The following is a 12,208-nucleotide window of genomic DNA, read 5'->3' on the forward strand; positions in this document are numbered from 1 at the left end:
CATCTGGAGGAAGGGGCAATGATGGATCTGGCCTTCGGCGCGTTGCGTGCTCATCCAGAGCTTGCGGTGTTTCTGGCCATCGCCTTGGGTGTGCTGCTGGGGCGTTTGAAAATAGGCAGCTTCCACCTGGGTTCGGTGGCCGGGGCATTGCTGATGGGGTTGCTGATCGGGCAGGTCGGCCTGGAGGTGCCCCATGAGCTGAAAGCGGTGTTCTTCGCGCTGTTCATCTATGCCGTCGGTTTCAAGAGCGGGCCGGAGTTTTTCGGTAGCTTGAACCGAGGCACGCTCAAGCTGGTGCTGTTGTCGGTGGTGCTGTGCGCCACTGCGCTGCTGGTGATCCTGGCCATGAACGCGCTCTACCGTTTCGATGCAGGCTTTACCGCAGGCCTGGGCGCGGGCGCACTCACCGACACCGCGATCATGGGCACCGCCAGCAGCGCCATTGCCCAATTGCCGCTGGATGCCGCGGCCAAGGCCGAACTCAACAGCCATATGGCGGTTGCCTATGCCATCACCTATGTGTTCGGCACGGTCGGCCTGATCGTGTTCGTCGGCAGCCTGGCACCACGCCTGCTGGGCGTCGACCTGCGTGCCAGCGCCCAGGCGCTGGAACGTGAACTTGGCGTTGAGCGTAACGAAGAGGCCATCAGCATTCCCTATACCCGCATCGTGGTCCGTGCCCACCGGCTGGCCCAGCCCGTAGAGCCGGGTCTGAGCATCGCCGAGTTCGAAGCGCACCACCCGTCGCTGAGCATCGAGCGCATTACCCGAGCAGAGCAGGCCCTCGACCGGGACCCGGCCCTGTGCCTGCAACCGGGCGATATTCTCGGCATCTACGCCCTGCGCGATGCCGTCGGCCAACTCGGGAGCTGGATCGGCCCCGAGGTGGATCATGCCCAGAGCCTGTCGTTCCCCACCCGCAGCGCCGACATCGTGCTGACGAACCGGCGACTGGCCGGGCATACCATTCACCAGGTGCGCTCGGCGCTGATAGGGGCGCAGCGCATGGGCTGCTTTCTTACTGGTATCACTCGCCAGGGCTTGGCCTTGCCACTGCTGCCGGAAACCGTGCTGCGCCGAGGCGATGTGATCAGCCTGACCGGACGCGCGGCAAGTGTCGATGCGCTGGCGGTGCAGATTGGCCGAGAACGCAAGGCCAGCCACCGCAGCGACATCGCCATCCATGCTCTGGGCATGGTGCTGGGCTCACTGGTCGGATTGCTGTCCACCCACATCGGCATGATCCCAATTGAACTGGGCATCGGCGGCGGCATTCTGCTGGCTGGGTTGCTGATCGGCTGGTACAACTCGCGACACCCGGAGCTCGGTGCCCTGCCCCCTGCGGCGCAGTGGGCGTTTTCCGAGTTCGGCCTGACCGCATTCGGCGCGGTAGTGGGTTTGCTGGCGGGCCCGGCGGCAATCACGGCGATCCAGGAGCAAGGCCTGGCGCTGTTGGTGGCCGGCGCACTGGTCACACTGATACCGCCGCTGGTGACCTTGTACTTCGGGCGCTATGTGCTGCGCCTGCACCCGATGATCCTGTTCGGCGCCCTGGCCGGTGCGCAAACCGAGGCAGCCTCGATGAACAAGATCATCGAACAATCAGGCAGTAATACGCCGGTCATTGGTTTTACTGTCTGCTACGCGATTTCAAATGTGCTGCTCGCTGTCTGCGGGCCGATCATCATTGCATTTGCCTGACCCACCGATACTTGCGAGCGGGCATGTGTCGTCTAAAGTGTAGATTCCCGATACCGGCGTTTGCTTCTCATTCATACAGCCTCGCATGTCGTCAAAAGAGAGCATTGCTCTACGACCACAGGGTTCCAACTTAACTACCCTGCTTCTACTGCGCATCAAACTTTGCTGGTAGTTGCCGCCCCAGGTACAGCGCTTCACACAATAGGAGCGTGTGATGGAAAAGGCGTCGTACTGTCCTCGTCTGGCCGGCAAACAGGCAGCCTTGTTGCTCTGCACGCTATGGCTTTTCGGCAGCGATGCCTGGGCCGGCGGCATTCTCATCTACGAAGCCGGCCAGGAAGGCAACGGCCTGGCCAACGCAGGCGCTGCAGCGCTGGCCAGAGACCCCAGCGTGCTGATGAGCAACCCTGCCGGCATCACCCAGCTCACCGGCACCCAGATCAGCGCCAATGCCCAGGTGATACTCGGCGACCTGCGTTTCTCCCGCGACAGCAGCAACCAGTTCGACGGCAATGAAGGCGGCAACTCGCTGGAGTACCTGCCAGGCTCAAGCCTGTTCGTCAGCCACCAGATCGACGAACGTTCGGCCATCGGTTTCGGCATGTACGGCAACTTCGGCCTGGCCCTGGACTACGACGATGACTGGGCCGGCCGTTACTTCACCCAGGAAGCTGCGGTTATAGGCGTGTCGCTGCAACCCACCTGGGCCTACAGGTTCACCGACGAACTGTCCGTCGGCGTGGGTCCGCGCATCATGGTCGGCTATTACCGCACCGAGATGGCCATCAACAACAACCTGCTCGGCCTGGCCGACCGCCCGGACGGCCAGCTGGAATACAAGGACACCGATGTCGGGGTGGGCGTGAACCTGGGCCTGCTGTATCAACTCGACCCGCGTACCAAGGTGGGGTTGGCCTACACCAGCAAGGTCAAGCTCGAGTTCGAGGACAAACCGCACCTGAGCGACATCAGCAACCCTCTGCTCAATGCCGCACTGCGCCGCCTGGACGCCGACTCGCTCGAACTGGACCTGAACGTACCGCAAACCGTCACCCTCAGCGTGGCCCATGACCTGGACAGCCAATGGACGCTGCTGGCCAGCCTCGGCTGGCAGGACTGGAGCGATTTCGGCGACGTCGGTGTGGAGGTCGACACCAACGCCGGCGGCACCAGCCGCACGGTCGACCGCCAGTACAAGGACACCTGGCATGCCTCGCTCGGCGCCCAGTACCAGGCCACCAAGCAGTGGCGCTGGAGCATGGGCCTTGGCTACGACAGCTCGGCGGTCGACGACGCCGACCGTACCGTCGACAACCCCATGGGCGAGGCCTGGCGCCTGGCCGCCGGGGTCAACTATACCGTTGACGAGGGCATGGACCTGCACCTGGCCTATACCCTGGTCTGGCTGGGCGACATGGACGTGGAGCAGACCAAGGCCCGCTCCGGCACCACCTTGTCCGGCAGTTACGACAACAGCGCATTGCACATCATCGGCGGTGGCGCCACCTGGCGCTTCTGAGAGTCACCCGCAGGGCGGCGGGATATCGCTCAACGTAAGAAGGAGAGCTGCATGAAAACCCGGTCATTGGCTGCAACCCTGTGCCTTGCTTCAGTCATGCTGTATGGCTGTGCGAGCAAGTATGTGGAGTCCGATCAGTATTCGGGCTTCCTGAAGAACTACAGCATGCTCAAGGAAGACAAGTCGCCGTCCGGCGCGCCGGTCATGCGCTGGATCAAACCGGATGTGGATGCCAACCGTTACACCAGCGTCTACATCGAACCGAGCCAGCTCTACCCCAAACCCCAACCCACCGAGAAAGTCCCGCAGTCGACCTTGACCGGCATCACCCAGTACTACGACCAGACCCTGAAGAACCACTTCTCCCAGGTACTGCCATTGGCCAAGGGCCCAGGCCCTGGCGTGCTGGTGGTACGCCCGGCCATCACGGCGGTGAGCGCCAAGACCAAGAGCCTGCGCCCTTATGAAGTCATCCCGATCGCGCTGATCGCAGCCGGGGTGAGCACCGCCACCGGCATTCGCGACCAGGACACCAGCATCGCCACCGAGGCGGCATTCATCGACGGCGGTAACCAGCAGGTGGTGGCCCAGGTGGTACGCAAGGGTGCAGGTACCGAGCTGGAAAACTCCGAGCAGGTGATGCAGGCCAAGGATGCCAAGGCCGTGCTCGATGGTTGGGCCAAAGACATGGTGGCGTCCTTCCAGGCCGCCAGAAGCAAGAAGTAAACCCACCTGCCCCGCTGCAGCACCTGGCCTGCAGCGGGGCAGCCACTCATAGGCAAGCACAGGTGCAAGCTTATGGACAGCATCCGCGGCACAGCGCTGCTGCAATACCGCGAACTACTGGCTGAACATGGGATGCGTCAGCGTGACTTTCTGGCGCCCCTGCAAATCGACCAGGATGTTGTCGGCAACTTCGGCAAGACACTGCCTTATGTCCATCTGGTGCAGCTGTTCGAAGGCAGCGCCCATGCCTTGAGCCTGCCACGGTTCGGCCTGGAACTGGCGCTGCTGCAAGGGTCGACGCTGATCGGCCCACTCAGCCACCTGGCCAGCTCCGCACCTACCGTAGGCCACGCGCTGGTCGCGGTGATCCGCTACATGCGCCACTACAGCCCAACACTTCACTATCGCCTGGAGCATCGCGCCGGGCAGGCACAGCTGTACTTCGACAATGGGTTGCCCAGCGCTGAGCAGACGCCGCAAATAATCGAAAAGTCGGTACTTGGCGCACAGCTATTGATCGGTGAACTGCGCGGTACCCCGTTGCGCCCCCGGGCCGTGACGTTGCGCCACGCGCCACTGGGTGACCCCGGCGGTTACCTGCGCTACTTCAACTGCCCGGTGCTGTTCAGCCAATCGCACAACAGCCTGGTCCTGTCTGCGGAGGTATTGCAGGAGCCCTGCATCAAGCACGATGCCACGTTGCATGGCATCGTCCGCCACTTTCTGGAAAACCAGAACATCACCTGCGACAGCCTGCGCACCCAGGTCGAACGCAATATCCAGGCCTTGCTGCCCTACCAGCGCTGCACCCTGGAGCAAGTGGCGCTAGCCTTGGGGCTCAACCCACGCACCTTGCAGCGTCGCCTGGCCATCGACGGCATAGACTTCGAGGCTTACCTGGACAACATCCGCCGCCTACAGGCGCAACAGATGCTGCGCAGGACCAGCCTGACCGTCGGCCAGATCGCCAGCGAGCTGGGCTACCGCCGCACCACCTCGTTCTGCCGGGCCCACCTGCGCTGGTTCGCCATGACACCGCTGGAACACCGGCGACTGCACGGCGACCCGGCAATCGTCGCGCAGTGCAACTGATCAGCGCTGACCCGCGTCACGCTCGTCGGGTGCGCGTGCAGGCGCGGTGTACCACTTCTCCGCAGGCACCCATTTTTCCTGCTGCGGGTCGCCCAGGTAGTGCGGCGACATGATCTGCACGCCGTATTCGTTGAACACATCCTGAATGTTCGCATGCAGCAGGCTCAGCAGCTCTGCCCGCGGCCTTGGCTCACTGGGCACTGCCTGGGCCACCAGGCGGTATTCCGGGTAGAAGTCCGAAAGCCCGGTCTGGAACACCTGGGGCCTTGGGTTCGACAGAATTCCGTCGGTGCGTTTGGCCGCCTCCACCAGCATCGCCTCGACCTGACGCCAGGGTGTGTCGTAGCCAATGGTGACCACGGTATCGACGATATAGCCCTGCCCTTGCACCACCCGCGAATAGTTGCGGGTCACGGAGCCGGTGATCATCGAGTTGGGCAGGGTCAGCACTTCGCCAAGGCCGGTGCGGATGGTGGTGTTGAACATGCCCACCTCGGTCACGGTGCCCTCGTTGTCGCCCACCCGCACGTATTCGCCGGCCTTCAGGGTGCGCGAGTAGGTGAGAATCAGCCCCGCCGCCGCCTGCCCGACCACGCTGGAGGCCCCCAGCGAAATCATCAGGCCCAGCAGCACCGACAGCCCCTTGAACGCTTCGGTGCCAGACCCCGGCAGATACGGGTAGGCCATCACCAGGGCGAACAGCCAGATGGCCAGGGAAGTCAGCCGCGTGGTCGGCTGCAGGGTTTCCTCGGTCAGCCATTTGATCGTGCCAGGCCGGGCCATGCGCTCGAGCATGCGCCGGCTGAAGTTGCTGACGCCACGGGCAATGAAGAAGATCAGCACCGCCACGGCAATGCCGGGGATGGCATGCAGAACGCCCTGCAGCAGGTAGCGCAGCAGGTCCAGCAGGTGGACATTCAGGCTTTCCCCCCAGGGCCGGGTGTAGGGGAACTGCGACAGCACGAAGCTCAGCCACTGGTAGCTCAGCAGGAATGCCACGATCCAGTAGACCAGCCACAACAAGCGGTCGATCACGTAGTACACGTACTGCATGTCGAACAGCGGCAACTGCCCGACACGGATCTGGCTGGCATGGCTGCGCATCATCTTCGGCAACAGCCCGCGCAATTTGCGCCGGCCCAGGTTGGCGCCCTTGAACAGCGCGACGTAGATCAGCGTCGCCAGGGCCGAGAAGCCCAGGGCCTTGAGCAGGAAACGCACGCTGCGCGACTCGCCGGTTTCCTCCACTACCTGGCGCAAGGCAGCGGCGGCTTGCTCGGCCGTTTCGCGGGTATCCCCTCCGGCCAGCTCGAGGTCGAGCGGTGCGACGATGAACGCTCGCCGACCACCCAGCAGGACCATTTGGCTATTCAGGATGCGATCGACGCTGACTTTGAGGTCATCGGTTCCGCGCAGGGCTTCCTCGATCACCGCTTGTGCCCGCTGTGCCCGGGCGGCCGGGCTTTCGCCCAGCAGGGTGGCGTGGAAGGTGAAGATGGTACGGTTGGCGATTCTGAGCTCGGCGGGCTCGCCAGGCACACCATCCGTAGGGCTGCCCGCAGGTTCCGCGCCCTGCCCGACCATGGGCAACCAGCTCATCAGTACAAATAACACGTAGAAGACGCGCTTCATCGAGAAGCTCCCAAGCCTCTGAGCCAAACGGCACCCTTAGTGATAGCACAGCGTTCAGCGTCCAGCGCCTGGCCCTAGAAACCAGCGGAAATAAGGGTTGTCACCGTCGCTGCGAGCCAGCGCTGCGGCTTCCCGTGCCCAGGCTTGGCGATTGCCGTTGTAGGCATGCAGGCTCAGGCTGTAGAACTGCTGCAGCACGCGCCAGCGGTCTTCCACCGCGCTGCTGAACGCAGGCTCGGCACCCAGCAATGGCGGCGCCTTGCGCAATGCCAGCAAGGCAGGCAGCACGCGGGTTATCTCCCGTGGGCGTACCCAGTTGGCGTACTCGATGCGCGGCTGATCGTCGGTCACCGGCAGGGCGTTGGCCGCGTAGCGTTCGAGTCCTGCACGGTCGGTGACCCAAGTGGATAGCAAGGCCTGTGCGGAATCGACGCCAACCTCCGCCAGCGTCTGGGCCACGGGGGCTTGCGCCAGACGCTGGCGAATGCGTGGTACGTCCAGTTGCAGCGGCTGCAGCGAGCCAATCAGCAGCATCTCGTGAAGCTCGGTGGTCCAGAGCGTCGCATGGGGGAACACATCGATGAAGCTGCGCACCAGCGAGCGGCTGTCTTCATCGTTCTGGGTCGGCAGCGGCAGCCACTGGGCCACCAGGCCGGCAGGTTGCAGGCGCGCGGCGGCCAGTTGGTAGAAGTCGCGGGAGTAAAGGTTGACCACGCCTGCCGCCGAGGGCGGTGGAGGCTCCAGGGTCACCAGGTCGTAGCGCTCTTCGCTGCGCAATAGCTCACGGCGGCCGTCGCGCAGGCGAATGTCCAAGCGGGGGTCGACCACGGCGGCGTAGTTGCCATTGAAACGTGGCGCTGCTTGCAGCACCTCGGGCAACAACTCCGCCACCACCGAACGCTCAAGGCCAGGGTAGCGCAGCATGGCCCCAGCAGTGATACCGGTGCCAAAGCCGATCACCAACGCCGAGCGCGGCTCGCCGCTGTGAATCAGCAGCGGCAGCAATGCCTGCAGGCGCATGTAACGCAACGACGGCATGGCGTCGCCGGTGTTGGACACGCCCTGGATGTACAGCCGGCTGAAGTTCTGGCCCTGGCGCCCCTGGGTGACGACCGCCACGGTGCCGCCCTTGCCTTCGTGGTAATAGGTCAGTTGCCCGTTGCGCGCCCCCGGCAGCAGCTCGGCCAGGCGCTGCGGTGGCGTCGACAGCGCCACCAGCAAGGTCGCCAGTGCAACCAGGCCGACGCCAACCACAGCCGGGCGCCGCACACCCTTGCCGCGCCAGACCGCAACCAGGCCGACCAGCGCTGCAATGCCCGCCAGCATGCCCAGCGTACGCACCAGCCCCAGCTGCGGCACCAGCACGAAGCCGGTGAGCAGCACGCCGACGATGCCACCAAGCGTATTGAGCGCAACCACCGCGCCCACGTCCCGGCCCACATGGCCGCTGTCTACCGCCAGGCGCAATGCCAACGGGAACGCGGCGCCAAGCAAGGTGGTGGGTAGAAACACCATGCACAGGGCCGCCACGGCAAAGCGTGCGCACATGCCCGCCAGCTCACTGCCGGTCACTTGCAAGGCGACCAGCTCCGCCTGGGTCTGGGCCAGAACCAGCCAGCGCCCCAACCCGGCGAGCTGCAGCAGCGCGAGCAGGCCAGCGATGGCGATCAACAGGCCGAACAGCCCCCAAGGATCACGAATGCGATCGGCACGCCTGGCATACAACGCACTGCCGGCCAACAGGCCGCCAAGGTAGGTGGCCAGCACCACGGCAAAGGCAAACGCCCGAGTGCTCATGAAGGGCACTATCGACTGGCTCCAGACCACCTCATAACCCAGCGCCACGCCCCCGGCGATGCAGTACAACCCGACGGCAAGACGTGCCTGCGCCGAACGCGGCGTCGAGGGGGCATTGCAAGGTTGCGCCAAGGTTGCGTCGCGACCGCGTGCCAGCCAGGCCCAAAGCGCGGCCAGCAGGTTCAGACTGGCGGCGGCACAGGCACTGCCAGTGACGCCCAGGCGCGGCAGCAACACGAATGCCGCCAGCAAGGTGCCGGCAATGGCACCCGCGGTATTGGCCGCATACAACCGCCCGCCCGCCTCGGCCAGTTGCCCGCTGGCAGGCGTCAGCGCCCTTGCCAGCACCGGCAAGGTGCCGCCCATGAGCAGCGCCGGCAGCCCCACCAGCACGAACGGCAAGGCCCAGGCCAGCAGGCCGACACTGGCCTCCAGGCGGGCGAACGGCCCGGCGGCCTGGGCCAGCCCGAGGGTAGCGCCCAGCCCCAGCAAGGCGACGGCCAGTTCAAGCACTACGTACAGCCGCACCGGGCGCTGCAAGCGGTCGGCCCAGCGCCCGAACAACAGGCCGCCCAGGGCGAGACCGGCGAAAAAAGCGCTGATGCCGGTGGCGACGGCGTGCACTTCCACGCCCACCACCAGCGACAGTTGTTTGATCCATAACACTTGGTAGACCAGGCCGGCAGCGCCGGAAACGAACAGCAGCGTGGCAGGCAGTGCCAACAGCAGGCGTGCTTGTGTGTGAGGCGCATGGGTTACAGCGGAGGATGCTGCAGGTGGTGCCATGGATGAATGCCTTGTTCGATGACGGAACTGTGGTGGGCGAAACTGACGTGGACACTCATGCAACAACATGTAATTCATCGAATCAGCGAGCAATCTGTGGGAGCCGGCTTGCCGGCGATCAGCGGCGAAGCCGGTGCCAGGCACCGCGTTGGCAGTATCGCCGGCAAGCCGGCTCCCACAGCAATCGCGCAAGCTTTTCAGATCTTGAGCAAGACAGTTGCTCGCACAAGATGTTGCCTTCAGAGCAGTGTTACTGCTTCTTCATCTTTTCCTCGATCTTCTTGTCCACGTCGGCGCGGATCTGGTCGATGCTGAAACTGGCCGGGCGTTGGCTTGGTGGGTAGTCGACGAAGGTCTGCAGGAACGCTGCAGCCTTGCGGGTACCTTCAAAGATCAGGTAGTCGTTCTTGGTCAACCAATCATAGTACTGGTCAGACACCACATCGGCCCGCTCGTAAGGGTCCATGCGCAGGTTGAACAGTTTCGGTACACGCAAGCATACGAACGGTTCGCTCCACACTTTCAGGCCGCCTGGTGCGCGCTGTTCGCAGAACACCAGTTTCCAGTCGCCAAAGCGCATGGAGACCAGGTCACCGTCATCGCTGAAGTAGTAAAACTCGTTGCGCGCGCTCTTGTCGGTCTTGCCCGTCAGGTAGTCCAGCTGGTTGAAGCCATCCAGGTGTACCTTGAAGTTCTTGCCACCCACATCGGCGCCCTTGAGCAAGCGGTCCTTGATGTCGGTATCACCCACGGCTGCCATCAACGTCGGGAACCAGTCCAGGCCCGAGAACATCTGGGTGCTGATCGTGTCGGCCTTGATCTTGCCCGGCCAACGGACAATTGCAGGCACGCGGAAAGCACCTTCCCAGTTGGAGTTCTTTTCGTTGCGGAACGGTGTGGTGGCTGCATCTGGCCACGACCATTGGTTTGGCCCGTTGTCGGTGGTGTACACCACAATGGTGTTGTCGGTGACCTTCAAGTCATCCAGGGTCTTGAGCAGTTTGCCGACGTCACCGTCATGCTCGAGCATGCCGTCGGCATATTCGTTACCGACCATGCCGCTCTGCCCTCTCATGGCTTCACGTACATGGGTGAACGCGTGCATGCGCGTGGTGTTCATCCACACGAAGAACGGCTTGTTGGCCTTGACCTGCTTGTCGATGAAGTTGATGGCAGCCTGGGTGGTTTCATCGTCGATGGTTTCCATGCGTTTGGAGTTCAACGCACCGGTATCCTCGATCTTGCCATCGGCACTGGACTTGATCACCCCGCGTGGCGAAGCGGCCTTCACGAACTCCTGGTCATCCTTGGGCCAGTAGGGTCGCTCGGGCTCTTCCTCGGCGTTGAGGTGGTAGAGGTTGCCGAAGAACTCATCGAACCCATGGTTGGTCGGCAAATACTCGTCTTTATCGCCCAGGTGGTTCTTGCCGAACTGCCCAGTGGCATAGCCCTGGGCCTTGAGCGCCTGGGCAATGGTCACGTCACGCGCCTGCAGCCCCACCGGCACGCCGGGCATGCCGACCTTGGACAACCCCGTGCGCAGCGCCGACTGGCCGGTGATGAACGTGGACCGGCCGGCGGTGCAGCTGTTCTCGGCGTAATAGTCGGTGAACATCATGCCTTCCTTGGCGATACGGTCGATGTTCGGCGTCTGGTAACCCACTACGCCCTTGCCATAGGCGCTGATGTTGGTCTGACCGATGTCGTCGCCGAAAATGACCAGAATGTTCGGCTTGTCCGCCGCACTGGCCAACCCCACCCCGAAGGTTGCCGTGGCCGCGAGGGCGGCCGCCGACAACCAAGCTCTACTGGACTTCATAGCTACGCTCTCCGTTTCACGTCACTGCTGTCGTCCACGACTGCTGGCACGGGAGTCACCGTGCGACTGCGGCTGGTTGATGAATCATTGCGGTGTTTCAAAGGGGTGGACCCGACGCCATTCACTGGCCATGTCGACCACGGTCCAGCCGTTGGCCTGAGCCTGGTCCAGGGCTTTGTCCAGGCGCCCTACCGAACTTTTGCGGTCGTAGGCCCATTCGCGCTGGGCATCGGTGTGATGCACCAGCGCGGCAAAGCGCCGGCCCTTGCCGGCCATGGTCCACTGCAGCATCTGCAGGTCGCCGTCTGAATTGCCGAACGCCAGCAGCGGCCGACGACCGATGATCGAATCGATGCTCACCGGCTTGCCGGGGCCATCGTCGTTGTGCAGCACCTTGGGCAGGCGCTGGATGCTCAGCTTGCCCTGCTGGTCCTGGAACGCTGCGTCCAAGGTGGTGCCGATCACCTGCTCCGGTGGAATGCCATACACCTCCTCGGCAAACGCCCGCATGAACGCCACCTCACCGCCAGAGACGATGTAGGTCCTGAAACCGTTGTCACGCAGATAGCCCAGCAGCTCCAGCATCGGCTGGAACACCATTTCGGTGTAGGGTTTGCCCGTGCGTGGATGGCGCGCACTGGCCAACCAGCTGCGACTGCGGGCGATGAAGTCCTCGCTGCTCATGCCCGAGTGGGTGGCCGCAACGATCTTGAGCAGGCCGTCCATGCCCTGGGCGGCCAAGGCTTGGTGATCGTTCTCCAGTACAGCCTTGAACGGCTGCTGGCTGCGCCACTGCGGGTGCTGCGGCGCCAGGCGCTTGACCTCGTCCATGGCGAACAGCACCTCGAAATACAAGGGCTGCTCGCTCCAGAGGGTGCCGTCGTTGTCGAACACCGCAATACGCTCGTTGGGGGCGACGTAGTCCGGGCCGCCCTCCTGGGTCACGGCTACGACGAACGCCTCGATCGCCTTGCGCGATGGCCCCTCGCGCCAGGACGCCAGTGGTTCGGCCGCCAAGACCTGCAAGGCCGGCAGAAGCAGCAAGACAAACATCAACGCACGAACGACGGAAAAACCACCCAGTACTTGGCGCATGGTCAACCATCCTTGCGAAATGTGCCGACCCGACTGGACTG

The 12,208-nt window shown here is 63.6% G+C and carries 8 protein-coding genes; 4 read left to right on the forward strand and 4 right to left on the reverse strand.

Annotated elements, in window-relative coordinates; genetic code table 11:
* Window positions 1–18 precede the first annotated feature (18 nt).
* The 4 genes from aspT (at window position 19) to PspTeo4_RS08970 (ending at window position 5,038) form a co-directional block, all read left to right on the forward strand.
* Entirely contained in the window at window positions 19–1,701 is a 1,683-nt protein-coding gene (gene aspT / locus PspTeo4_RS08955; RefSeq protein ID WP_322363309.1) for an aspartate-alanine antiporter, read from the forward strand.
* Between the two features lie 214 nt (window positions 1,702–1,915).
* Complete coding sequence (locus PspTeo4_RS08960) at window positions 1,916–3,220, forward strand: OmpP1/FadL family transporter (RefSeq protein WP_322363310.1); 1,305 nt, start codon at window positions 1,916–1,918, stop codon at window positions 3,218–3,220.
* A gap of 51 nt (window positions 3,221–3,271) precedes the next feature.
* Window positions 3,272–3,946: a DUF3313 domain-containing protein gene (locus PspTeo4_RS08965; RefSeq protein WP_322363311.1), complete on the forward strand. Its 675-nt coding sequence runs from the start codon at window positions 3,272–3,274 to the stop codon at window positions 3,944–3,946.
* Window positions 3,947–4,018: 72 nt separating this feature from the next.
* Window positions 4,019–5,038, forward strand: coding sequence for an AraC family transcriptional regulator (locus PspTeo4_RS08970; protein ID WP_322363312.1), 1,020 nt, complete (start codon window positions 4,019–4,021; stop codon window positions 5,036–5,038).
* On the opposite strand, the gene PspTeo4_RS08975 is transcribed toward PspTeo4_RS08970, so the two are convergent.
* From PspTeo4_RS08975 to PspTeo4_RS08990, 4 genes are all read right to left on the reverse strand, one after another.
* Window positions 5,039–6,670, reverse strand: coding sequence for a mechanosensitive ion channel family protein (locus PspTeo4_RS08975; protein WP_322363313.1), 1,632 nt, complete (start codon window positions 6,668–6,670; stop codon window positions 5,039–5,041).
* 54 nt (window positions 6,671–6,724) lie between these two features.
* Window positions 6,725–9,253, reverse strand: coding sequence for a fused MFS/spermidine synthase (locus PspTeo4_RS08980; protein ID WP_322363315.1), 2,529 nt, complete (start codon window positions 9,251–9,253; stop codon window positions 6,725–6,727).
* 250 nt (window positions 9,254–9,503) lie between these two features.
* The gene (locus PspTeo4_RS08985) at window positions 9,504–11,072 is read right to left on the reverse strand and encodes an arylsulfatase (protein WP_322363316.1); all 1,569 of its coding nucleotides are present in this window, start codon (window positions 11,070–11,072) and stop codon (window positions 9,504–9,506) included.
* 84 nt (window positions 11,073–11,156) lie between these two features.
* On the reverse strand, window positions 11,157–12,167 hold the full coding sequence (locus tag PspTeo4_RS08990; protein ID WP_322363317.1) for an HAD family hydrolase: 1,011 nt from the start codon (window positions 12,165–12,167) through the stop codon (window positions 11,157–11,159).
* Window positions 12,168–12,208: the final 41 nt, after the last annotated feature.

It is taken from the genome of Pseudomonas sp. Teo4 (genome assembly GCF_034387475.1).
Lineage (GTDB): Bacteria > Pseudomonadota > Gammaproteobacteria > Pseudomonadales > Pseudomonadaceae > Aquipseudomonas.

What these genes read in the sequence shown, in the direction of transcription:
- aspT (WP_322363309.1), top strand. Translation starts at nt 19, where the DNA reads ATGATGGATCTGGCCTTCGGCGCGTTGCGTGCTCATCCAGAGCTTGCG.
- PspTeo4_RS08960 (WP_322363310.1), top strand. Translation starts at nt 1,916, where the DNA reads ATGGAAAAGGCGTCGTACTGTCCTCGTCTGGCCGGCAAACAGGCAGCC.
- PspTeo4_RS08965 (WP_322363311.1), top strand. Translation starts at nt 3,272, where the DNA reads ATGAAAACCCGGTCATTGGCTGCAACCCTGTGCCTTGCTTCAGTCATG.
- PspTeo4_RS08970 (WP_322363312.1), top strand. Translation starts at nt 4,019, where the DNA reads ATGGACAGCATCCGCGGCACAGCGCTGCTGCAATACCGCGAACTACTG.
- PspTeo4_RS08975 (WP_322363313.1), bottom strand. Translation starts at nt 6,670, where the DNA reads ATGAAGCGCGTCTTCTACGTGTTATTTGTACTGATGAGCTGGTTGCCC.
- PspTeo4_RS08980 (WP_322363315.1), bottom strand. Translation starts at nt 9,253, where the DNA reads ATGGCACCACCTGCAGCATCCTCCGCTGTAACCCATGCGCCTCACACA.
- PspTeo4_RS08985 (WP_322363316.1), bottom strand. Translation starts at nt 11,072, where the DNA reads ATGAAGTCCAGTAGAGCTTGGTTGTCGGCGGCCGCCCTCGCGGCCACG.
- PspTeo4_RS08990 (WP_322363317.1), bottom strand. Translation starts at nt 12,167, where the DNA reads ATGCGCCAAGTACTGGGTGGTTTTTCCGTCGTTCGTGCGTTGATGTTT.